This window comes from Flavobacterium fryxellicola, assembly GCF_900143245.1.
Taxonomy (GTDB): Bacteria; Bacteroidota; Bacteroidia; order Flavobacteriales; family Flavobacteriaceae; genus Flavobacterium; species Flavobacterium fryxellicola.
The window spans coordinates 436,960-458,685 of sequence record NZ_FRDK01000002.1; the positions used below are offsets into that span (position 1 = coordinate 436,960).

General features: G+C 34.8%; 23 protein-coding genes, 3 tRNA genes, 2 pseudogenes and 1 riboswitch. Of the genes and pseudogenes, 13 read left to right on the forward strand and 15 right to left on the reverse strand.

The features are described from left to right. Position 1: 1 nt before the first annotated feature. Both BUA03_RS05620 and BUA03_RS05625 read right to left on the reverse strand, forming a co-directional pair. A complete protein-coding gene (locus tag BUA03_RS05620) occupies positions 2-523 on the reverse strand; it encodes a hypothetical protein (RefSeq protein WP_066077859.1) in 522 nt (173 codons plus the stop codon). Positions 524-615: 92 nt separating this feature from the next. Then, entirely contained in the window at positions 616-1,197 is a 582-nt protein-coding gene (locus BUA03_RS05625; RefSeq protein WP_066077857.1) for a Crp/Fnr family transcriptional regulator, read from the reverse strand. 149 nt (positions 1,198-1,346) lie between these two features. On the opposite strand from BUA03_RS05625, the gene BUA03_RS05630 reads away from it, so the two are divergent. Then, entirely contained in the window at positions 1,347-2,198 is an 852-nt protein-coding gene (locus BUA03_RS05630; RefSeq protein WP_066077854.1) for a transketolase, read from the forward strand. Positions 2,199-2,282: 84 nt separating this feature from the next. Next, a complete protein-coding gene (locus tag BUA03_RS05635; protein ID WP_066077852.1) occupies positions 2,283-3,236 on the forward strand; it encodes a transketolase family protein in 954 nt (317 codons plus the stop codon). A gap of 72 nt (positions 3,237-3,308) precedes the next feature. Here BUA03_RS05635 and BUA03_RS05640 read toward each other — a convergent pair whose 3' ends face one another. Next, positions 3,309-4,274, reverse strand: coding sequence for a BamM family beta-barrel-assembly machinery protein (locus BUA03_RS05640; RefSeq protein ID WP_066077851.1), 966 nt, complete (start codon positions 4,272-4,274; stop codon positions 3,309-3,311). 79 nt (positions 4,275-4,353) lie between these two features. On the opposite strand from BUA03_RS05640, the gene BUA03_RS05645 reads away from it, so the two are divergent. Next, complete coding sequence (locus BUA03_RS05645) at positions 4,354-4,740, forward strand: RNA-binding S4 domain-containing protein (protein ID WP_066078861.1); 387 nt, start codon at positions 4,354-4,356, stop codon at positions 4,738-4,740. 107 nt (positions 4,741-4,847) lie between these two features. After that, positions 4,848-5,348 (forward strand): phosphoribosyltransferase domain-containing protein, encoded by a 501-nt coding sequence (locus tag BUA03_RS05650; protein WP_066078858.1) that lies wholly within the window; start codon positions 4,848-4,850, stop codon positions 5,346-5,348. Here the strand turns inward: BUA03_RS05650 and BUA03_RS05655 are convergent. Beyond that, positions 5,340-5,858, reverse strand: coding sequence for a shikimate kinase (locus BUA03_RS05655; RefSeq protein ID WP_066077848.1), 519 nt, complete (start codon positions 5,856-5,858; stop codon positions 5,340-5,342). The genes BUA03_RS05650 and BUA03_RS05655 overlap by 9 nt on opposite strands. A gap of 126 nt (positions 5,859-5,984) precedes the next feature. Between BUA03_RS05655 and BUA03_RS05660 the strand changes: the two genes are divergently transcribed. From BUA03_RS05660 to BUA03_RS05670, 3 genes are all read left to right on the forward strand, one after another. After that, positions 5,985-6,057, forward strand: a tRNA-Lys gene (locus BUA03_RS05660). 39 nt (positions 6,058-6,096) lie between these two features. Next, positions 6,097-6,169, forward strand: a tRNA-Lys gene (locus BUA03_RS05665). Positions 6,170-6,211: 42 nt separating this feature from the next. Next, positions 6,212-6,294, forward strand: a tRNA-Leu gene (locus BUA03_RS05670). Positions 6,295-7,107: 813 nt separating this feature from the next. On the opposite strand, the pseudogene BUA03_RS05675 reads toward BUA03_RS05670, so the two are convergent. From BUA03_RS05675 to BUA03_RS16635, 4 genes and pseudogenes are all read right to left on the reverse strand, one after another. Then, positions 7,108-7,344: pseudogene (locus BUA03_RS05675) on the reverse strand (efflux RND transporter permease subunit); the annotation flags it as partial. Between the two features lie 123 nt (positions 7,345-7,467). Continuing rightward, positions 7,468-8,550 (reverse strand): annotated as a pseudogene (locus BUA03_RS05680) (efflux RND transporter periplasmic adaptor subunit). A gap of 166 nt (positions 8,551-8,716) precedes the next feature. Then, entirely contained in the window at positions 8,717-9,151 is a 435-nt protein-coding gene (locus BUA03_RS05685; RefSeq protein ID WP_082854290.1) for a hypothetical protein, read from the reverse strand. Between the two features lie 324 nt (positions 9,152-9,475). Then, positions 9,476-9,637 (reverse strand): hypothetical protein, encoded by a 162-nt coding sequence (locus BUA03_RS16635; RefSeq protein ID WP_157492192.1) that lies wholly within the window; start codon positions 9,635-9,637, stop codon positions 9,476-9,478. Positions 9,638-9,874: 237 nt separating this feature from the next. On the opposite strand from BUA03_RS16635, the gene BUA03_RS05690 reads away from it, so the two are divergent. Continuing rightward, positions 9,875-10,384, forward strand: coding sequence for a tetratricopeptide repeat protein (locus BUA03_RS05690; RefSeq protein WP_245792564.1), 510 nt, complete (start codon positions 9,875-9,877; stop codon positions 10,382-10,384). Between the two features lie 75 nt (positions 10,385-10,459). Here the strand turns inward: BUA03_RS05690 and BUA03_RS05695 are convergent, their stop codons facing one another. The 4 genes from BUA03_RS05695 to BUA03_RS05710 all read right to left on the reverse strand — a co-directional run bounded on the left by BUA03_RS05695 (position 10,460) and on the right by BUA03_RS05710 (position 12,664). Beyond that, positions 10,460-10,993, reverse strand: coding sequence for a DUF4252 domain-containing protein (locus tag BUA03_RS05695; protein WP_066077845.1), 534 nt, complete (start codon positions 10,991-10,993; stop codon positions 10,460-10,462). A gap of 1 nt (position 10,994) precedes the next feature. Further along, entirely contained in the window at positions 10,995-11,597 is a 603-nt protein-coding gene (locus BUA03_RS05700) for a DUF4252 domain-containing protein (protein WP_082854289.1), read from the reverse strand. A 73-nt stretch (positions 11,598-11,670) separates the two neighbouring features. Then, entirely contained in the window at positions 11,671-12,168 is a 498-nt protein-coding gene (locus tag BUA03_RS05705; protein WP_066077844.1) for a hypothetical protein, read from the reverse strand. Further along, the gene (locus BUA03_RS05710) at positions 12,155-12,664 is read right to left on the reverse strand and encodes an RNA polymerase sigma factor (protein WP_066077842.1); all 510 of its coding nucleotides are present in this window, start codon (positions 12,662-12,664) and stop codon (positions 12,155-12,157) included. Before BUA03_RS05710 ends, BUA03_RS05705 begins: the two co-directional genes overlap by 14 nt. 121 nt (positions 12,665-12,785) lie before the next feature. Here BUA03_RS05710 and BUA03_RS05715 point away from each other — a divergent pair, with 121 nt between their 5' ends. Both BUA03_RS05715 and BUA03_RS05720 read left to right on the forward strand, forming a co-directional pair. Beyond that, complete coding sequence (locus BUA03_RS05715) at positions 12,786-14,237, forward strand: S41 family peptidase (protein ID WP_066077839.1); 1,452 nt, start codon at positions 12,786-12,788, stop codon at positions 14,235-14,237. Positions 14,238-14,568: 331 nt separating this feature from the next. Then, positions 14,569-15,096, forward strand: a complete 528-nt coding sequence (locus BUA03_RS05720; protein WP_066077836.1) for an N-acetylmuramoyl-L-alanine amidase family protein — start codon at positions 14,569-14,571, stop codon at positions 15,094-15,096. 88 nt (positions 15,097-15,184) lie between these two features. Here the strand turns inward: BUA03_RS05720 and BUA03_RS05725 are convergent, their stop codons facing one another. After that, positions 15,185-17,140 (reverse strand): TonB-dependent receptor plug domain-containing protein, encoded by a 1,956-nt coding sequence (locus BUA03_RS05725; RefSeq protein ID WP_066077835.1) that lies wholly within the window; start codon positions 17,138-17,140, stop codon positions 15,185-15,187. A gap of 106 nt (positions 17,141-17,246) precedes the next feature. Further along, a riboswitch (cobalamin riboswitch) is annotated at positions 17,247-17,520 on the reverse strand. 82 nt (positions 17,521-17,602) lie between these two features. Here BUA03_RS05725 and BUA03_RS05730 point away from each other — a divergent pair. From BUA03_RS05730 to BUA03_RS05740, 3 genes are read left to right on the forward strand one after another with little or no spacing between them, the layout of a single operon-like run. Next, entirely contained in the window at positions 17,603-18,745 is a 1,143-nt protein-coding gene (locus BUA03_RS05730; protein ID WP_066077834.1) for an ABC transporter substrate-binding protein, read from the forward strand. Between the two features lies 1 nt (position 18,746). Continuing rightward, positions 18,747-19,778 (forward strand): FecCD family ABC transporter permease, encoded by a 1,032-nt coding sequence (locus BUA03_RS05735; RefSeq protein ID WP_066077832.1) that lies wholly within the window; start codon positions 18,747-18,749, stop codon positions 19,776-19,778. After that, entirely contained in the window at positions 19,778-20,560 is a 783-nt protein-coding gene (locus BUA03_RS05740; protein ID WP_066077830.1) for an ABC transporter ATP-binding protein, read from the forward strand. The genes BUA03_RS05735 and BUA03_RS05740 overlap by 1 nt, the downstream gene beginning before the upstream one ends. Here BUA03_RS05740 and BUA03_RS05745 read toward each other — a convergent pair. After that, positions 20,557-21,012 carry a tRNA (cytidine(34)-2'-O)-methyltransferase gene (locus tag BUA03_RS05745; RefSeq protein WP_066077829.1) on the reverse strand — a complete coding sequence of 152 codons (456 nt, stop codon included), beginning with the start codon at positions 21,010-21,012 and terminating at the stop codon, positions 20,557-20,559. The two genes, BUA03_RS05740 and BUA03_RS05745, sit on opposite strands and share 4 nt — an antisense overlap. A gap of 18 nt (positions 21,013-21,030) precedes the next feature. Next, a complete protein-coding gene (locus tag BUA03_RS05750) occupies positions 21,031-21,606 on the reverse strand; it encodes a pseudouridine synthase (protein ID WP_066077828.1) in 576 nt (191 codons plus the stop codon). Positions 21,607-21,726 lie beyond the last annotated feature (120 nt).

Consider the following 21,726-nt stretch of genomic DNA (forward strand, 5'->3'; position numbering starts at 1 on the left):
TTTAAAAATTAGTAGTATTTGGCAATAGGATATTGGTTTTCAAACCAATATCTGTAAAAAAAGTTGCCAGAGTTGTCAAAGCTTGGGTGTCATTTCCTTTTATAAGGAGGGTGTCATTTTTTTTACCTACTGATTCGATCTGCTGCATCACTTTCGAAAAAGGAAATAAATACTGTAGATCTGCAACAGCGTTTTCAAAAGTAACCATACTGCTGTGGTTTCCCAAAATAAGTACCGCTTTACCTGTAGCCACATTTCTGATTTTTTCCACCAGATTTACATTTGCTACAGCATCATTTGAAAAAATAATAACATCGGCTTCCCAACTTGCATTAGTGGGACAGTTCATCATTTCTAGATTTGCCTTAGGATTTTCTAAAAGCAACTGCGAATACACTTTTTTGAGCACCCTATTATCAGCATCAAAAAGCAGAACAGCATTAGTTTTGGCTATTTTTTTGGCTAATAAAATACTTTTGGCATCTGAAAATCCAAGTATTACAACTGTTTTTATATTGGACATCACCTTTTATTTACGGCACAAATTTAAGGCTGTAACGCAAAAGTTTCTGTTGATGTACCACAAGAAATTCTATTGATTTAAATCAATTAAAATTAACTCTTAATGCTAATTTGCTTGCGAACTCGACTCAATGTTTCTGGTGTAAGTCCAAGATAAGAAGCAATCATGTGTTGGGGAACTCGTTTGACAATTCCAGGATAAGCATTTCCTAAATTGATGTATTTTTCTTCGGCAGTTTCGGTTAAGGCCGAATTTATTCTGGCTTGATTGGCGATATAGGCATTTTGCAACAGCAAGCGTTGGTATCTTTCGAACATTGGAATTTGATCCATCAAAGCTTCTCTGGCCGCTGTTGTCAGCAAAAGTAATTCAGAATCCTCGAGGGCTTCAATGGTATAAATGGAATGGCTATTGGTCAAAAAACTAGACAAATCAGTAATCCACCAACCTTCGATGGCAAATTGCACAAGATGTTCATTTCCTTTTTCATCTATGTAAAAAGAGCGAAGTATGCCTTTTTCAATAAATGCGTTGTAGATACAAATGTCTCCCTCTAGTAACAGCGTTTGTTTTTTGCGTAACTTTTTTGGAATAAAAAAAGTTTTACACAACTCCATTTCCTCATGGGTTAATATCACTTTTTCCTGAATGCTTTTGAATAATTGTTGAAACATGGTTGCAAGGTACTAAATACTTACTGCTTCATAAAAAAGTAGTACCCTAAAAAATACAATCCTTAATAACTATTGATAAATCTAAAAATGGAACTGGACATAAATCCAATTATCTGATTATCTTTGCGCAGTCTAATTTTAACACACAAATGAAACCGAACACACAACAATTAAACGATTTAACAATCCAAGTCAGAAGAGATATTCTTCGAATGGTACACGCAGTCAACTCAGGTCACCCTGGTGGTTCTTTAGGTTGCACTGAATTTCTTGTAACCTTATATCAAAATATCATGGACCGCAAGGAAGGATTTGATATGGATGGTATGGGAGAAGATCTTTTCTTCCTTTCAAACGGACATATTTCTCCTGTATTTTACAGCGTTTTAGCAAGAAGCGGTTATTTTCCTGTATCGGAATTAGCGACTTTCCGTTTAATCAATTCCAGATTACAAGGTCACCCAACTACTCATGACGGCTTGCCTGGAGTGCGCATTGCATCTGGTTCTCTTGGACAAGGTTTGTCAGTAGGAATTGGCGCTGCACAAGCTAAAAAACTAAATGGTGACAACCATATCATCTATACGCTTCACGGCGATGGTGAATTGCAAGAAGGTCAAAACTGGGAAGCCATCATGTATGCTTCCGCAAAAAAAGTGGACAATCTTATTGCTACAATTGATTTGAATGGCAAACAAATTGACGGATCTACAGATGAGGTTTTACCAATGGGAAGTATCCGAGCTAAGTTTGAAGCTTTTGATTGGGATGTTTTAGAAATTGAAAAAGGAAATGATATCGAAGCGATCATTGCTGGTATGAATGATGCCAAATCAAGAACTGGAAAAGGGAAACCAGTTTGTGTTTTATTACACACTGAAATGGGGAATGGTGTTGATTTTATGATGTACAGTCATGCTTGGCATGGTAAAGCGCCTAATGATACGCAACTTGAAATTGCTTTAGGTCAAAATTATACGACAGCAGAAAGCGATTATTAGGAAGTATTCAGTTGTCATCTCGTTTGCAAACGAGAGACAGTACTTAGTGTTCAGAAGAATACCGCTAAAATCTAAATTAGAAAAATGAAAAAATATACAAATACAGGAAGTAAAGATACGCGCTCGGGTTTTGGAGCGGGAATGACGGAACTAGGTCAAAAAAACGAAAATGTGGTGGCACTTTGTGCTGATTTAATAGGTTCTTTAAAATTTGACGATTTTAAGAAAAACCACCCAGAACGTTTTTTCCAAATCGGTATTGCGGAAGCCAACATGATAGGAATCGCAGCAGGATTAACTATTGGTGGTAAAATTCCATTTACTGGAACTTTCGCTAACTTTTCTACCGGAAGAGTGTACGATCAAATTCGCCAATCTGTAGCATATTCTGAGAAAAACGTAAAAATCTGTGCTTCACACGCTGGATTAACTTTAGGAGAAGATGGTGCAACGCACCAAATCCTCGAAGATATTGGTTTAATGAAAATGTTACCTGGAATGACGGTAATTAATACTTGTGATTACAACCAAACGAAAGCGGCTACATTAGCATTAGCTGATCATCATGGTCCTGCTTATTTGCGTTTTGGTCGTCCGGTTGTGCCTAACTTTATGCCAGCTGACGAACCTTTCGTAATAGGAAAGGCAATTGTTTTAACAGAAGGATCTGATGTAACGATTGTTGCTACCGGGCATTTAGTTTGGGAAGCACTTATTGCAGCTGAAGCATTAGAAGAGCAAGGAATATCTGCCGAAGTAATCAACATTCATACGATCAAACCTTTAGACGAAGAAGCAATTTTGAAATCATTGGAAAAAACAAAGTGCATTGTTACTGCTGAAGAGCATAACATTTTGGGAGGTCTTGGCGAAAGCATTTCTAGAGTTTTGGCTTTAAATAGTCCTTTACCACAAGAATTTGTAGCAGTAAATGACAGTTTTGGAGAATCTGGAACGCCAGAACAATTGATGGATAAATACAAACTGAACAATCAAGCAATTGTTGAAGCTGTAGAAAGAGTAATGAAAAGAAAATAATCTTTTTATTTAATTCCAAAAAAAACCAGTTCGATTTATAAACGAACTGGTTTTTTTATACTTTGAATTTTTCTAATTACATTTCACTAAATGTCTTTTTATCCTTGCTGGATCCGTCGTATTTCCGTCGCAAGCAGGAATGGATGCAAAGGGAATTAAAACACCGTTGGCATCTGTAATTTCTTTTCTGGTACTTACACCATCTCCATCATCATCTGTATCTAAATAATTAGGAATTCCATCTCCATCTGTATCATCAGGATTTGCAACTCCTGTGGCCAAAACGCGCATGTATCCATCACCGTTAACATCTTCGAGATAATTTGGAATACCATCATTATCAGAATCAACTCTGTTAATTTCGTATAATTTTATGCTAAAAACTAGAGGCGCATAAGAAGGAATATTAGCACTTCCTGAATTAAAATATCCTAATCCTGAAGGAATAAAAAGAATTCCAGCACCAAAATTCTCATATGAAACTGTACCGTCAGCATTTGAAGAGTACGTTCCTGTTTTAAATTGAGGGAACGATTCTCCCCATCCAACTATCGTTGAAGTTAGATTAAAAAATTGTTGAGGACTCTTAGCTTCTTCAAAAAAAGTAGGCGTTAGTGTTTCTACTTCAGCAACTTTAGTGCGCCCTAAGTACTCTCCTTTATAAGCAGTCAATACCCTATCTGTATTTGAAGGAGACTGGCCTACTCCTTCTCGCAAAACTACATAGTATAATTTGTAAGTGATATCATGAAGTTTTACTTCTTTACTTAGAAGTTTAGGAAAAGTAGTGCTGTTTAGATAAGACCAAATAGAAGGCTGAGATCCTCCTGTAGGAATTTTTGTGATTTTAGTATCAACGTCCGGCGAAACATCTTCGATATAATAATTTTTTAAATATTCTTCAATATCATTTAAATCAGTAGCATATTGCACAGCATATTCTCTCGGTGGAGTTATTGGTGCTACATCATCCTTCGAGCATGAAAATAAAGTGATAGTTGTAATAAATAGAATAAAATAATACTTAAATTTGTTCATTATAGCTAATTTTTTAAGTGCGCAAGATACAATATTGATTGATTTTTGTAAACTATTTAACTCCGATTTTAGAAAATTTATGAGAATAGATAAATATTTATGGTGTGTACGGTATTACAAAACCAGAAACATGGTTACCGAGGCCTGTAAAAAGAATCATGTAACAGTAAATGGCCTTGTGGCCAAACCCTCTAAGGAAGTTTTTCCTACCGATAAAATCACTTTTAGAAAAGATCAAATTACCCAAATCATTACGGTTTTAGACATTCCTGAAAATCGCGTAAGTGCTAAACTGGTGGATATTTACAGAAGAAATGACACCCCAGCAGAAGCCTATCAACATCTGGAACTTTTGAAATTATCTAAAGAACATTACCGAAAAAATGGAACTGGACGACCTACTAAAAAAGACCGTAGAGACATTGACGAATTTGGAAATGAAATCAAAACTGATGAAGAAGATTAGTTTCAAAAGTGAAGAAGCATAGGTTTAATGTTCGTGCAAGACCTAAATTTTAAAAACATTTGCAAAAGCATCTTGAGACCTTAAATAAGCAAAAAAAAACAAAAAAAATGAGCAAAAATATAATATTAACAAATCAGGAAATAGAACACAAGATAAAAAGAATTGCATACCAAATCTACGAGACCTTTGTGGAGGAAGAAGAAATTGTCATTGCCGGAATTGCTGCTAACGGCTTTATATTTGCAAAAAAAATAGCGCTGGTGCTCGAAACTATTTCGCCAATTAAAGTCTCCCTTTGCGAAGTACAAATTAACAAACAGAATCCTGACCTACCAATTCACACTTCCTTATCAAAAGAGCACTATGCCAACAAAGGCCTTATTCTTGTGGACGATGTATTGAATTCAGGAACCACATTGATCTATGCCGTACGGCACTTTATAGACGTTCCTTTGAAAAAATTTAAAACCGCCGTTCTGGTAGACAGGAATCATAAAAAATACCCTGTAAAGGCTGATTTTAAAGGCATATCACTATCAACATCATTGTTAGAGCACGTTCAAGTGGTTTTTGATGAAGACAATGATAATTACGCGTATTTAAGCTAAAAGGTCCATAATATCCACCACCGTCTGCTGAATTGTTTTGTCATCAACCACCACCTTATAGTGTGCTTGATTATAATAAAAACTTCGTTCAAAAAGATGGATAGCAATAAACTCTTTCATTTCGCCCTCACTTTTATCAGCAATTAGAGGGCGTTTGCTTTTATTAACTGCCAATCTATGAAACAAAGTTTCAATAGAAGCTTTCAGATAAATAGAAACAACACCTTCCCCTTTTAACAATTCATGGTTATTGGCATAACATGGTGTTCCTCCCCCTAAACCAATAATTAACGCTTCAGAAGAATGCAACAATTCGACAAAAATTTCATGTTCCAACTTTCTGAAGTAAATTTCTCCATGCTTTTCAAAAATAGCATTTATCGATAAATTCGTTTTCTCTTCTATCTTTTTATCCAAATCCACAAAAGGAATTTCGATACTTTTTGATAAGGCAGCAGCAATTGTAGACTTACCACACCCCATGTAACCTAATAATATAATTTTTCTCATAGAATAAAACCTTATAAATTAAGGCATTAAGATTTATTGTTTAAAAAAGACAAATTTATAATAAAATTGCTTGGAAAACTCCAAAATAAGTCCTTATATTTGCACCCGCATTCAAGGAAAGAATATGACTCGATAGCTCAGTTGGTAGAGCACATCACTTTTAATGATGGGGTCCTGGGTTCGAGCCCCAGTCGGGTCACAATTTTAGTGATCAACACATAATTTTCTTGAAAGCATTGACTCGATAGCTCAGTTGGTAGAGCACATCACTTTTAATGATGGGGTCCTGGGTTCGAGCCCCAGTCGGGTCACTAAAGGTCGAGTAATTTATTACTTGGCCTTTTATTTTTTTAGGCCACGTGGAGAAACGGTAGACTTGCCAGCTTGAGGGGCTGGTGCTCGCAAGGGCGTGTGGGTTCAAATCCCACCGTGGTCACATTTAGCATTGAATTTGTTGGGTTTACAAAGTATTTGTGCAACCAACGTGCAACCAATTATAAAAACACTCTTTTCAGGGTGTTTTTTTATGCTCAATAATTAAAAAAAAATAATCATCTATCATCTAATGGATTAATTCTTTTACCTAAAACAATTCTTTTATTTTGGTTTTGTCCGTTGTCGTCAATTGTTTCAATTAGTTCAGCTATGGTGTCTATGTTTCCAAGGATAACAATATTTAAACATTGGTTTACTATTTTGATTTTATCGCTTAGGCCTAAATCTGAATTTAAAAAAAATCTTTTAATTCGTCAATATTATTTATTTGAATTTCCATTTTAATACTGATCGTTCAATTCGTTTATCATTTTTTTTACGTCCTGTTCAGTTGTGATCTCAACTATAATAGGATTAAAACCGTTTTCAGGTGTTGTACTTAATTCCGTTGCTTGTAACGTAGGAAGTACAAACTTACTTAACTCTAAAATTACTTTGATTCGTTCAAAGGGTTTAAGTTCTTTTAAACCTCTTTCTAATTGTTCGAGGTTGTTCTCTATTACATATTGAAAACTGCTTCTTATTTCGGCTGTATTTTTGTTTGTTGCTCCTTTTGTTGCCCTCCAAATTTAGTTCCTGTATTGTTTGCCATTTGATTCTAATTTAAACTATTATAGATTAAATAAATGTAAAAAATGTTTTTAATAAATTTTACTTATAATTATATTTGTTACAGTTTTACGCATTGCCTGTGTGATACTATTTGAACAAAAAAAAGGCGTTCCGTTTGATTCGCCTTTTGTTATTTTACTAAAGTCATGTATTTCATTCCTGGAACACCATTTAAGGCTTTTTCTAACGGAATAATAACTGATTTAATCATCAATTCCCCATTGGAACCAGGAAAATCTGCGATAACATTTACTCTTGGTGGCGAAATGGAGGGAAATTGGGTCACTGGCAAATTAGTTAGGGCTAGTGCTCCCAAAAAGACAATTATGAGCGATAGTACTATCGACAACACGGGTCTTTGAATAAATTTATTAAACATTATAGGTATATTTTAATGATTAAACCAAATTGGAAATTATTCGTATCCGTTATAAATTTTCAGTGTTTTTGGGATTCATTATCATCTTTATAAACTAAAATTTTTAAAACGAATCATTTAAATTTACTCAGCTTTTAAGCGCAGATGACTAATAACCTCTTTGGGCGACACATAATCATACTTAATTTTTTCACCGTCTTTTACTTTCTGAACTCCTTCCAAAACTATCTTATTATTAGCCGTAATGCCGCTAGTAATCACATATAAGTCAGGTATTTCCCCAGTAACCGTAATTTCTTTAGATTCTAAAATATTATTTTTATTCAATACAAAAACATACTTCTTGTCCTGTATTTCATAAGTCGCTTTTTGTGGAATCACTATTGAATTTTTAAAAGGGACAATCATTCGCACTGAACCTGTTTCGCCGTGTCTAAGTAATTTGTTAGGATTTGGAAATCGTGCCCTGAAAGCGATGTTTCCAGTGTCATTGTTAAACTCACTTTCAATAACCTCAACATTCCCTTTGGATGGATACAACTCATTGTTGGCTAAAAGCAAGCTGACATTAGTATTTGCTCGATATATTACATTCATTTGATAATCCAAATATTCTGGTTCGGAAACATTAAAATAGGCAAACATTTGACTGTTGTCTGAAAGGATAGTCAACAATTCTCCTTCTTCAATTAAACTTCCTATTTTTTTTGGAATTCGGTCAATTGTTCCGTCAAACGGAGCTCGGATTTCGGTAAATGATAAATGAAGTTGCGCCAATGCTAATTCGGCTCTGGCTTGTTCTAATTTGGCTTACGCCAAAGCTTGCTCATTTTTTGAAACAATATTTTTGTCAACTAGCATTTTTGCGTTTTGCAGTTCTATTTCAGCACCCTTTGCTTCTGCCTTTGCTTTTAGCAATTCTGCTTGGTACATTCCTGGCATAATTCTAAACAAGAGCTGCCCTTTTTTTACAAATTGGCCTTCATCAACATAAATATTTTGTAGATATCCATTTTCTTGCGCCCGGATTTCAATATTTTGGATAGAGCGAATTTGAGAAACATATTGTTTGGTAAACGAAGTATCAATTTTAATCGGATTGGTAACAATAAATTTATCTCCTTCCTCTTTTTCTTCTTTTTTAGTTGTGCAGCTTGAAAGACACAAAAAGGCAATTAAGCCCGTGCAAACGAGTAATTTATTCATGGTGTAAATTTGGAAATTAAGCAATAAATACTTGGAATTAAGAATTTCTAGGGATGTAAAAGGCATCGTTTATAAAATAATTTCAACGATCAAACAATGAATGTATTTTTAACATTTTCACAAAGTTGATTAAATCAAAAAAAGTTTAAACAGAATGCAGTATTTATCAAATTCTTAATACTCGCTGAAGAATGTAAATAGGATTGGATTGTCCACAAGATGGTGAGAAGATTTTACAATTCTTATGGTAGTGGTTTAAAAGCGATTGACAAGAAAAACGCTGGTACCAAACTTGCAGTAAATGATATTTTCCATCAGAAATGGCGGTATTTGTAACTTTGAAACTGTCACTGCTTGAAGATTCTTCTTCTAAATCAAATTCAGCTGTAGTAAGCAAAGTGCCGAAAGGAACAGTTTTTATTGCTTTAACTTGGTTTCTATTTGATAAAAAAGCTTGTAGGTCGCTGGCAGTACCATTGTCATGCGAAGCCGCATGAACAACGTTTCCTCCGCCAAGCAGATGGAAAAATAGGTACAGAAAAAAAATAGCTACTCTCATTTCGAGGCCAAAAGTAATCAAAGTAGCGAAAGAAAAAAACAATTTAAAATATGTTTAACACGTATAAAGTCTCGAAATCGTTTGCAAAAAGGTTACAAGAAAAATGAAATTCAGATTTCACCTGCTTTAAGACAATCCATTGCAATGCCATTTTTTACTATTTTTAAAAATGATTTATTGGGCACTTATTTCAATGGAGTACTCGTAAAACGATCACAGTCAATAAATTTATAAAAATAGGCAGGAGAAAATAAAAATGCTGCCGAAGCAATCAAATCACTTTTTTTTGACCAATACTTTGCTGAAGTAAAAAACTAATGAGATGAAATTGAGCTGAAAGAAGCACCAAAATATCATTTATATCCTTTATAAAGATTTTTCAAGAATATTTGAAAGTAACAAAAATATCAAAACCCCAATACAAACCGTTACCACCACCAATACAAAAGTGCCAATATATAAAAATGTTTTGTTCGTTCTCTCAGCAAATTGTTCAAAATTTTGTCCTTCTTGCGCTATATTTTTCATCTTTGCATCTGTATTAGAATAACGAATATTAAAATATTATTTTTAGCAAAATTACGAGTATAAATAAGCTTCTACAATACCAACTTTTAGTGATTTTTACTATTTGGACCACCTAATTTAAAATAAATTCTATATTTGTTCGTTAACTAACTAGCTAAAAAAAAGATTGTACCTTTATCTAATAGATTCTAGTAAAACAATAAAGAAATTACCCCCAATTACAAACCTTACATTTTTATGAAAAAAGTAGTTCTACTCGTATTATTTTTATTGAGTTCCGCAGCTGGCTGGAGCCAAAATCCAATTGCTTATGATCTGTTTGATAAAGCATTAAAAAAAGCAGAAGGCGGTAACACTAAAGGCGCTATCGATGACTATAGCAAAGCGATTCGGATTGATCCTTTGTTTGCCTCAGCCTATTTAAATAGAGCGCTTTTGAAACAAAAATTAGGTGATATTAAAGGTGCTTTAAACGACGTTAACACCACAATAAAAATAGAACCTAAAAGAAGTGATGCATACACCACAAGAGCTGATATGAACTATAAAGCTAAGGACTACAAGAGCACGATTGAAGATTGCACCATGTCTATTAGTTTAAACGAAAAGGATTATATTGCATATAACCTGAGAGGTCTTTCTAATTTTCATGCACAAAACAAGAAAAATGCTTGTGCCGATTTTACCAAAGCAATCCAATTCGGCAGTCAAAGTGCCGTCAAAAACAAAAAAATGTTTTGTAAATAATTTATTCAAAAATTATCCTATAATAAAAGCGTCTTGAAATTCATCAAGACGCTTTTTCATTGGTAACAAATCCGTTTATTTCAATAACTGCTGCAACGGTTTCAACTGTTCAAGATCAATATTCGATTGTTGCAACACGCTCATCATGGTCATGATACTGGTAGGATTCATATCTGTTCCTAAAACCCGTACTACGGCAAAGCCATTTTCTTTTTTATTCGCAAAAAAAACAAATTCTTCAATATGTTCATCCGTTCCAACGAAACTAACCGAAGCCCCTTCTTTTCCAGAACCAAATTTCATTAATTGTTGGTATTTTTTATCCTTCAAAATTAAATCAACTTTAGCACGTTCCATTTCGAATTCTGCTTTGTTTGTATCTGTCAATTTGAAAGCCAAAACATTCATCTTATCAAAGGATTTCAAAGCATCCGTTTGGGCGATGGATAATTTTGTTTTATCAACATTCAAGATATCGGGAGAAACATCCAAAGCAATAAAATTTTTATTTTCGGTGTTTTCTACAAAATACTTTTGCAATGTGGGTTCCGAGTTGCAGCTGATCAAGAATAAACTGAACAACAGCGCCATTCCATACGTAGCTTTCATCTTATCTTTTTCCTTTAGTTGCTTTCTTCAAATCATCACCTCCAGGAATTCTCATCTTATCAGTAAGAATCGAAATTTCATTTAAATCAAAGTTACCAGTCAAAGACATTAAAACGGTGTCCTCATTTTTAGCGCCTTCAATAAACATGAGCAACTCTCTGATTTGAGAATCGGTAGCACCGGATTTCACTAGAATTTTGATATTTCTACCATTCTCATTCACCCGCATTAATTCTTCTAGACCGGCTGATTTAATGTATTTATCCGCAGCTACTTTCATTTCTCCCTCTACACGCGTGCTTTTAGTGGTAAATACTTTTAAATTATCAAGCTTTTTTATCAATGCAAGATAGTGTTGGGTTTCCTTGTCAGAAGCGTCAACTTTTACTTTACTCATTAAGTCAAACATTTTTTTATTGACAATGATTGAAGTCACATCATCTTGTCCATCGAATTTATCGAAAGCTGCTTGCGCAAAAATTGGACTGCTGATAAATACCAATAACAAGATGATTAAGAACTTTTTACCTGCACTGAAACGTGTGCTTTTTTGGATTTGTTTTGCTGATATGCAAAAACTTGGATTGAGATTGATTGATTTCATTTTATAAAATTATTTAGTGTTAATTAAAATTTTCGTAACGTTTTATACTGTGTTTCTTGTTTTTCAGAGGATTTTAGATACCACTATTTTTATTTTTTGTTTTACGGAACACCTTATTTTTTGCAATTTGATACTCTTCCACATACTGTACACTTTCTATGCCAACATTTACCTTATTGGATAATAGAGCAAGTGCTTTTTGAGTCGCCTTGAAAGCAACTTCAGGATCATCAAACGTTCCTAGTTTCTTATCTTCCTTTAAATCTTGGGTAGTAAAAAAAACATACCCTACTACCCCAATCAAAACTAGGATCGAAGCTGCTACGGACAGCCAAGAACGATGGCTCATTTTTGAAGAATTATGCCGTTGCTGTTTCTCTAAAACTGGTACTGCCTTCTCATATTGTTGCGCCTTAGCCACTCCATAATAACCAAACAATGAGGAGTATTGTTCTAAATGTGATGCAACATCCGAAGACGAAAAATAGTCCTTTAACGCTTTTTCTTCCGCCAAAGTGGTTTCTCCCTCAAAATATTTTTCTAGTAGTATTTCTATTTTATATAATTCCATAATTATGTGTTTTAATAAGGTATTCGCGTATTGTTTTACGTGCTCTGGAAAGTGAAACTCTAATGGCACTCTCCGTCATATCTAGCATTTTGGCTATTTCTTCAAACTCATATTGTTCAATATCTCGCAATTGCACAATCATTCGTTGTTGTTCTGGCAGTTGGCGGATGCTTTTCTCCACCCAATTGAAAGTATCGAGATCTTCCAATTTCTTGTCCAATGCCGGTGCTGAATCCGAGTAATTGGTATGTACTATTTTCAAATTTCCAGCTCTTTTGGACTTTAATTGGTCTAAACAATAATTTTTTGTCATTGTCATGGCAAATGCTTCCACACTACTATAACCGGAAAGGCCTTCTTCTTTGCTCCATAATTTTACCAAAATTTCCTGTGTGGCGTCTTCGGCCTCCTCTGTACTGACCAGCAAACGCTTTGCTAATCTAAAGACTTTGTCCTTGAATGGAGCCACCATTAACACAAACTCATTTTGGTTCATAACAACTTCGGTATTAAACGGGTTATACAATCAAGACGATTCAAAATTATTTTTGCAACATTAAACATAAAATAAAACTAAAGTTAGTATTTTTACGTTAGTATAGTATTAAACCCAATTTATGAGAACCTACTTCAAACTTACGCTTTTATTGTTCATTACTGCTTTTACTTTTCAAAGTTGTCAGGACAACGATGACATTCCACCTCCCGCTAGTTTAGAAATCCAAGATTTTATCTGGAAAGGAATGAATCAATATTATTTATGGCAAGCCGATGTGCCTAATTTAGCGGATGACCGTTTTGCAGACCAAACCGCATTAAATACTTTCTTAAGTGGCTACCCGGTTCCAGAAGATTTATTTGGAGCATTAAAGGTGAGTTCGTCAATAGATAAATTCAGTTGGATCGTAGATGATTATTTAGAACTAGAAGGATCGCTTCAAGGCACTACTAAAAACAACGGTGTCGATTTTGGATTAAGTTACAAACCTGGAAGTTCAACTGAGATCTATGGTTTTGTACGTTATATTATTGCCAATTCTAATGCATCGACTAAAAACATAAAACGTGGGGATTTCTTTACAGCCGTAAATGGAACACAACTCACTCTAAGCAATTACCAATCGCTGTTGTTTGGTTCCAACGAAAATTACATACTAAATCTTGCTGATTATAACGGAACTACTATTGTTGGAAATGGTAAATCAGTGGACTTAGCAAAAACAGTTTTAACTGAAAATCCAATTTTAATTAATAAAGTAATTACCTCAGGTTCTCATAAAATTGGTTATTTAATGTACAATGGTTTTTATGCCAATTTTGATACACAATTAAACGAGGCCTTTGCATCTCTAAAATCTCAGGGAGCTACCGACCTAGTTTTGGATTTGCGCTATAATGGAGGAGGTTCGGTTCAAACTGCCACCCGATTGGCAAGTATGATCACTGGACAGTTTACAGGAAAAGTATTTGCTAAGCAACAATGGAATAAGAAGATCAATGATTATTTCGAAGCTGAAAGCCCGGAGGCTTTGTACAATTACTTTACAGATAAAATAGGTGGTAATGCAATCAACAGTTTAAACTTAACCAAAGTATACATTCTGACCAGTGCTAGTTCCGCATCAGCCAGCGAACTCGTAATCAATGGACTTGAACCACACATCAATGTAATACAAATTGGTGATGTAACTGTGGGAAAAAATGTCGGATCTGTTACTCTTTATGATTCACCAACTTTTGGAGCCGAAAATAGAAATCCAAAACACAGGTATGCCATGCAGCCTATTGTGTTAAAAATTGTGAATTCTGTTGGTTTTGGTGATTATTTCAATGGATTGCAACCTGATTTTTTAGTAAAAGAAACATTAAGTACTTTGGGTGTTCTTGGAGACAGTTCAGAACCATTATTAAGTACCGCTATCGGAAAAATCACAGGAGCATCCCGAATGATGAAACAAAGTCCAGGCAAAGAATTTGACTTTTTTACCGATTCAAAGTCCATATTAGGAATACAAAACCAAATGTATCTTGAGAAAGCTCCAGAAGGACTTTTGAGAGCTTTGGAATAATAAAATAAATATTTTTCATCTTACATAACATAGAGCTGCAAGATTGATTATTGGAATATAGGACAAGTTTGCCACATTTTTGAAGCGTATATTCTTCGATTTTGTGGCAATCTTTTTTAGTAAAGGCTATTTTTGAAATTAAATTTTTACTAATGCTTGTTATCAAACGAAAAAAACAAGACAATAAATATACTTTTTGTAAGTTTATATGGAATAACGCTCCAAACTAAAAACCATATGAAAAAAATTAATTCCGTTATTTTTAGCCTGTGCAGCTCTAGTTTCTTTTGCATTTGTAAAACCTGATACAAAAACAACCAAGCAAATCAATGTGGTTATTGATGCAGAGCACGGTGGCACTGACTTTGGTGCGACCTCAAGTTCTGGTATCGAAAAGCTAATTGTAGAAAAAATTACCAACAAAATAAAATTCTTAAATAAAGATGAAAATGTAGTCGTTCATCTTACCAGAAAAGAAGACAAATACCTATCCTTATCCGATCGTACTGCTATCATTAACAATATCAAACCTGATTTAGTTTTATCCTTACACGTTAATCAAAGTATTAATGTGGCTAAGTCTGGAATGGAATTTTATGTTGCCAATGAATCTGCTGCCAGTGAAAGGTCGGTCATTATAGCCAATGAACTTCGTACTAAATTCATGCAAGACAATGCTTTACAATCATCTGAGGTAAAAAAAGCTCCCTTTTTTATTTTAAAAAAATCTGATGCACCTGCTATTGTAATTGAACTGGGCTATCTTTCTAATTCATCTGATAGAGCCTATTTAATGGATGGCAAAGAACAAGATAAAATTGTAGCTACGATTATCTCGTTTATTTCTGCCTTGAAATAATACCATTAAACGTAAAAAAAGAGAGACTTTCACAGCTGATTGTCTCTCTTTTTCGTTTCCAATTAACACAAAACTTCTATTTAAAATTTTATAATAAGATATTCATTCCTATTTTAAAATTTCTTCCCAAAGTATTATATCCAACATTTTCAACAAAATCAGCATTCAAAATATTACTGATCGCTCCAAAAATGGATAATCTACTTTTTACCAACTCATAGCGAACCGAAGTATTTACCAATTGATAGGAACCCAAAACAATCTTCGTTGTAGCAAAAGTATTTCCGTCAAAAAAAGCATCATTTCTGCTGTCTACATATTGGTAATCTACTCCCAAAAACAAGCGATTATTAATTTGAAAATCCAAAGCTGAATTCACTTTATGTTTAGGAATCAATCGGTCTAAGGCACGATCTACTTGCGTAAAGGTATAATTAGAATTCCAATTGATTTTATCGCTCAAGGCAAAAGATACTTCGGTTTCTACTCCTTTTGCTTTATTTAACCCATCAATATTAATGTAGTTTGAATCAAAAGTAACTGGATTGAAATAAAATCCAATGAAATTGGTTTGTTCGCGGTAGAAAACGACAGCATTCAGCTTTATTTTTTTTGCCAGCAGTTCCGTTTCAAAACCGGCTTCGATAGTGCTATTTTTCTCTGGTGTCAGCGCTGAATTTCCATATTCAGAATACAATTGGTACAAACTTGGAGTCACAAAAGCCGTGCTGTAAGAGGCTAAAACTTTCAAAGGAACCGCCTGAAAGTCATACGATGGATTCACATTATAAACCAATTGGTTCCCGTACTCACTGTGAATATTCAACCGTGCTCCAGCATTCAAATTCAATCCAAAATCCGAGCTAAAAACGCCTGTAATATATGGATCTATCATGTTGAATTGAGTAGCTTCTTTTAAAATCCCCCCAAAAGGAGTCTCACTATTCATATCATGAAATTGATATTGCGCACCTGCCACTATAAAAAAACGCTCCGAAACTTCATATTTATTAAAACCGTCTAGGTTGACACTTCGAGATTCATACTGGGAGAATCCTGGTTTGTTTGAATAGAAATCAAAGTCATTGTACGTACGCACGATTTTATTAAAGCTAGAATTCAGGACAAATTCTCCCTTAGCATATTTGTATTTTGGTACAAATCCAAAGCGAAATTGCTCTGATTCTGTCGTATTCAAATCAGTATCATTTTTACCCGTATTATCAAAAGTAGCATCGTAATCAGCACTTACTTTATCATAATTACCAAAAAAATCAAGTGTTAATTTATCTGAGACTTGGTACCCTAGTTTCGCCAAGTAATTAATTCTGGAAAAGCGATCTTCTTCGTAATCATCTGTTGGATTAACTGGAGCAATCTGTGACATCCCACTGATTTCAGTACTGTTTAAAGACGCAAAATAATTCACTTTTTTTGCCTTACCATTAACTGAAAAACCTTGATTGTAACTTTGCGCACTTGTTTTATCAGTAGCTGCTGTATTATTTGTTCCTGCATTTACATACGCATTTCCTTCCATGGCCTTCTTTCCTGATTTTTTTAATGTGATACTGATAACACCCGTCGCAGCACCAGATCCATATAGCGTACTTGCTGCACCTTTCATAATTTCGATACTTTCCACTTGATCAACAGGAAGTAAACGCAAATCATACTCAAAACTAATTCCTGATGCATCATTTACAGGAATTCCATCAATAAGAATCAATACTTGATTGTTTTTCCCACCACGAATGTAGTATCCTAAATTTTTACCAGCAGCACTTTGGTTCCCATTAATTTCTAAACCAGCTACGGAACTTAGAATGTTCGCAAGGCTTTGTCCCGCTTTGTTTTTTAAATCCTGAGCGGTAATTTTAGTAATTACTTTTCCAGATTTCTCCTTTGCCAAAGCAAATTTAGAGTCGGAAACCACTACTTCTTTCAATTCATCTTGGGAAGATATCCCTTGGTTTTGTTGCGCGAAAGCGCAGGTTGTCATTAATACGCATAACGCACTAATACGAACGATTTTTTTGTTCATTTAGATTAAACATTTAGCAACAGTTAAATTTTTAAAACTGCTACATGACTAAAAAATGGGAGAAAAGCATAGAATTACCCATACCCAAACCTTTTTTCCCGAAAGTTTGATACTCGATGTAATAGGCAGGTCTCCTGGCTTGCGTCTTGTTGTTTACCTTCCCATTCCCCTTGGCGAACAGTGGTTTTGTAGATAACAACAAGCTAAATAGCTTACAGTTGCGGGTACAGCTTAGGATTTATTATTTTAGATTTTAAAGCCGCGACCTCAGATGTGTTACAATCTAAACCGTCGCTATTCAAAACTCAAAATTTTTACCTAATTCCCTTTTAATGTCGTTTTGAAAAAACAAAACAACAACCTCAATACGGATGCAAATATAACTTTATGATTGGAATAAAAGATAAAATATGATTTTTAAAACAGATTAAATATACCTTTGCAATTCTTGACAATCCTTTTATGAAATCCTTTTTTTTTAAAATAACGCTCTTTTTAATTCTGCTCTCCTTTTATGGATGCCAACAAAACAATTCGAATTCTAATGCGACACTAGCCTCTCAAAAAAATGAAATCCAATTTGCCAAAGGATTGGAAATTTACAAATACAAAGGGTATTCTATCGTTATAATAACCAATCCTTGGCCTAATGCCAAAGAAAATTTTACCTATGTTTTACAAGAAAAAAATGGGATTGTTCCGGACAGTTTAAAAAAATTCAACACGATTCAAATTCCGATAAAATCAATAGTTGTAACCTCAACTACACACATTCCAGCGCTTGAAATGTTAGGTGTCGAAACTACATTAATTGGTTTTCCAAATACTGATTATATTTCTTCTGAAAAAACTAGAAAAAGGATTGATTCCGGCAAAGTACGAGAAGTTGGAACAAATGAAACTTTAAATACCGAGGTTCTTATTGACATGGCTCCAGATCTGATTGTGAGTTTTGGTTTAAACAACAGCAACCCGACGCTGGATAACTTACAGAAAAGTGGACTGAAAGTGATGCTAAATGGCGACTGGACAGAACAATCTCCGCTGGGAAAAGCAGAATGGATAAAGTTTTTTGGTGCGTTGTATGGATTAGATTCTAAAGCAAACACTCTTTTTTCAGAAATCGAAAATGAATATAGCACTACTTTGGCTATAGCCAAAAAAGCGACCTCAAGACCGACCGTTCTTAGTGGCGCCATGTTTCAAGATCAATGGTATGTCCCACAAGGAGAAAGTTGGGCGGCTCTATTTTTGAGAGATGCACAATCGAATTATTTATGGAATGACAGCAAAGGAACAGGGAGTTTGACACTACCCTTTGAAACCATTTTAGAAAAAGCACAAAATGCTGAATTCTGGGTTGCTCCAGGTGATTTTTCTTCGTTAAAACAAATGAGTGAAAGTAATCCGCATTACAATGAGTTTGCTTCATTTAAAAATAAAAAAGTATATTCGTACAGCATTAATAAAGGTGCAAAAGGAGGGATTTTATATTTTGAGTGGTCGCCTACTCGCCCCGACTGGGTATTAAAAGATTTGATTAAAATTTTTCATCCGGAACTGCTGCCCAATCACAAACTTTTTTTCTTTCAGAAATTAGAATAAAGTGACTAAAACCAACCGAAACACCGTTCTTTTTATACTCCTAACCCTTGGAGTGGTTCTCTTGTTCGTTATCAACATCAGTTTAGGATCTGTTTCCATTCCGCTAAAAGAAGTTTTTAGTAGTTTGACAGGTGGCCATTCCAGTAAGGAAACCTGGCAATACATCATCATTAATTATCGTTTACCCAAAGCGATTACGGCAGTTCTTGTAGGAATGGGGCTATCGATAAGTGGTTTACTGATGCAAACTTTATTTAGAAATCCCTTAGCAGGACCTTATGTTTTAGGACTAAGTTCTGGAGCTAGTTTAGGTGTCGCTACTGTTATTTTAGGCGCAAGTCTTTTACCTCCATTTATAGCTACACTTATAGTATCACCGTATGGAGTTGTATTGGCATCTAGCCTGGGAAGTTTCACCGTTTTATTGGCAGTATTAGCAGTTTCGCATCGGTTACGTGATACAATGGCCATCTTAATTGTAGGACTGATGTTTGGGAGTTTAACGAGTGCGATAGTTGGAACTTTGACCTATTTTAGTACTGCTGAACAATTACAAAAATTTACTTTTTGGTCTTTGGGAAATCTAGGAAATTTATCTTGGACTTCCATTTCGCTTTTATCCATCTGCGCAGCGATAGGGTTACTTCTCAGTATTTTTAGCATTAAACCGCTAAACTCCTTACTGCTAGGTGAAAATTATGCCAAAAGTTTGGGTTTGAATTATAAAAAATCAAGAGTAATTATTATTTTCGCAACAAGTATTTTGGCGGGAAGCATAACTGCTTTTGCCGGGCCAATAGCCTTTATAGGATTAGCAGTGCCGCATATCGCAAAACTGGTTTTTCAAACTAGCAACCACAACGTTTTATTTTGGAGTACGCTCCTTTTCGGGGCAATTACCATGCTGATTTGCGATAGTATTTCTCAAATGCCAGGTAGCGATATTACTTTACCTATCAACGCCGTCACTTCTATTTTTGGCGCACCTATCGTGATTTGGCTATTAATTAGAAAACGCAAAATGATGTCCTAATGGAAAATAAAATCATATTACAAGCTGCTCAAATTAGCATTGGATATTCTCATAACAAGGAAAAAAATCTTGTTGCTTCAGGTATTGATCTGACCTTGAGGAAAGGAAAATTAATCGCATTAATTGGAGCAAACGGAATTGGTAAATCAACCCTTTTACGGACCATTACTGGTATTCAAAAAACCATTTTAGGAACCGTCTTGCTCAATGGCACCAACATTCATGAATTAGATGCGCTAACATTAGCTCAAAATTTAAGTGTGGTGCTCACGGAAAAATTACCGCCAAGCAATTTGACTGTTTTTGAGTTAATCGCTTTAGGTAGACAACCTTATACCAACTGGATTGGAAAATTAACTGGCGCAGATAGCATCAAAATAAATGAGGCAATGGAACTGACACAAATTAGTCATTTAGCCGCAAAAAAGCATTACGAAATTAGTGATGGACAGTTACAAAAAGTACTGATAGCAAGAGCCTTGGCACAGGACACTCCTTTAATCATTTTGGATGAACCAACAACACATTTGGATTTACTCCACAAAGTTGCTCTTTTTAGATTGCTCAAAAAACTCACTGATGAAACAGAAAAATGCATCCTTTTTTCTACTCATGACATCGATATGGCCATACAATTGAGTGACGAAATGATCATTATGACTCCTGAAGCTGTACTTCAAGATGAACCATGTAATTTCATTTCAAAAGGCAGTTTTAATACGCTATTTAAAGACGAGCATATTGTTTTTGACAATGAAAAAGGAAAGTTTACGATTGTTTAAACCTTTAAACTAATTTGGCGGTTTGCTTCTCCAATAACAAAAGCGACCGAATTAGCGATATTAAAACTTCTAATTAGCGGTGACATAGGAATTGTCAAATGATTTTCAAATTGGTTCAAAACAGCTTCACTTAATCCTTTACTTTCTTTGCCAAAAACCAACCAATCTCCGTCCTGAAAATCAATCTCGAAATATGATTTTTTAGCATGAGAACTCATAAGAAAAACCCGAGATAAGTCAGGAATACTTGCTTTCCATGATGCAACATCCTGATATTCTGTCACATCAAGATGAACCCAATAATCGAGACCGGAACGTTTTAGGTTTTTATCATTAATAACAAACCCAAAAGGATGAATCAAATGCAAACGACTGTGCGTGCCTACGCACAAGCGCCCTATATTCCCCGTATTGTTTGCTATTTCGGGCTCCACTAAAACGATATTTAACATGTAGTATAGATTAATTGGTTATTTGGTTATTTGAAAATCTTCCACTTTTAAAACTTCTCCAGCCTGTAAATCATGAAGATGAACCGTTCCTATTCGGACACGAACCAATCTCAAAGTTGGGAAACCAACAGCAGCAGTCATTTTTCGTACTTGACGAAATTTTCCTTCATTGACCGTTATTGAAGCCCAAGAGGTAGGACCGTGACGTTCATCCCGAATTTTTTTTCCTCTCGCTCCAAAAGCAGGAAGCTCCTGTATCAAGGAAGCTTTACAGGGTTTAGTAACGTATTTAGTTCCATTAAAACCGATTTCAACCCCTTTTTGCAATCGCTCGATGGCTTCTTGATTAATGATTCCATCTACTTGGACATAATATTCTTTATCGACTCTTTTACTGCGAATGATTTCACTCATCATGCCATCCGTTGTCAGCAACAATAATCCTTCGGAATCCTCATCAAGGCGCCCGATAGCCATTGTTCCTGTTGGAAAATCATATAATTCTCCTAGCAGTTTCTTTTTTCTTTTTAATTCATAAATAAACTGACTCAAATACCCGTACGGTTTATGAATGATAAAATGAGAATGAGGCATTGTGTTGATTTATTAGTGCATGCAAAGATAGTTTTGTTTTTGTTGGATTTAAAAGTGACTGGCTACATTTATTGCGATAAACCAAAAGCAATGTTAAATAGTTCAAACATCTCATATTAA

Bases quoted from the DNA above. Each gene is read 5' to 3' on its own strand.
- BUA03_RS05645 (WP_066078861.1), top strand. From the start codon at position 4,354: ATGAGAATAGATAAATATTTATGGTGTGTACGGTATTACAAAACCAGA.
- BUA03_RS05620 (WP_066077859.1), bottom strand. From the start codon at position 523: ATGTCCAATATAAAAACAGTTGTAATACTTGGATTTTCAGATGCCAAA.
- BUA03_RS05740 (WP_066077830.1), top strand. From the start codon at position 19,778: ATGGAAAATAAAATCATATTACAAGCTGCTCAAATTAGCATTGGATAT.
- BUA03_RS05625 (WP_066077857.1), bottom strand. From the start codon at position 1,197: ATGTTTCAACAATTATTCAAAAGCATTCAGGAAAAAGTGATATTAACC.
- BUA03_RS05715 (WP_066077839.1), top strand. From the start codon at position 12,786: ATGAGAACCTACTTCAAACTTACGCTTTTATTGTTCATTACTGCTTTT.
- BUA03_RS05725 (WP_066077835.1), bottom strand. From the start codon at position 17,140: ATGAACAAAAAAATCGTTCGTATTAGTGCGTTATGCGTATTAATGACA.
- BUA03_RS05745 (WP_066077829.1), bottom strand. From the start codon at position 21,012: ATGTTAAATATCGTTTTAGTGGAGCCCGAAATAGCAAACAATACGGGG.
- BUA03_RS05705 (WP_066077844.1), bottom strand. From the start codon at position 12,168: ATGGAATTATATAAAATAGAAATACTACTAGAAAAATATTTTGAGGGA.
- BUA03_RS05655 (WP_066077848.1), bottom strand. From the start codon at position 5,858: ATGAGAAAAATTATATTATTAGGTTACATGGGGTGTGGTAAGTCTACA.
- BUA03_RS16635 (WP_157492192.1), bottom strand. From the start codon at position 9,637: ATGAAAAATATAGCGCAAGAAGGACAAAATTTTGAACAATTTGCTGAG.
- BUA03_RS05695 (WP_066077845.1), bottom strand. From the start codon at position 10,993: ATGAAAGCTACGTATGGAATGGCGCTGTTGTTCAGTTTATTCTTGATC.
- BUA03_RS05750 (WP_066077828.1), bottom strand. From the start codon at position 21,606: ATGCCTCATTCTCATTTTATCATTCATAAACCGTACGGGTATTTGAGT.
- BUA03_RS05630 (WP_066077854.1), top strand. From the start codon at position 1,347: ATGAAACCGAACACACAACAATTAAACGATTTAACAATCCAAGTCAGA.
- BUA03_RS05700 (WP_082854289.1), bottom strand. From the start codon at position 11,597: ATGAAATCAATCAATCTCAATCCAAGTTTTTGCATATCAGCAAAACAA.
- BUA03_RS05710 (WP_066077842.1), bottom strand. From the start codon at position 12,664: ATGAACCAAAATGAGTTTGTGTTAATGGTGGCTCCATTCAAGGACAAA.
- BUA03_RS05635 (WP_066077852.1), top strand. From the start codon at position 2,283: ATGAAAAAATATACAAATACAGGAAGTAAAGATACGCGCTCGGGTTTT.
- BUA03_RS05730 (WP_066077834.1), top strand. From the start codon at position 17,603: ATGAAATCCTTTTTTTTTAAAATAACGCTCTTTTTAATTCTGCTCTCC.
- BUA03_RS05640 (WP_066077851.1), bottom strand. From the start codon at position 4,274: ATGAACAAATTTAAGTATTATTTTATTCTATTTATTACAACTATCACT.
- BUA03_RS05690 (WP_245792564.1), top strand. From the start codon at position 9,875: ATGAAAAAAGTAGTTCTACTCGTATTATTTTTATTGAGTTCCGCAGCT.
- BUA03_RS05650 (WP_066078858.1), top strand. From the start codon at position 4,848: ATGAGCAAAAATATAATATTAACAAATCAGGAAATAGAACACAAGATA.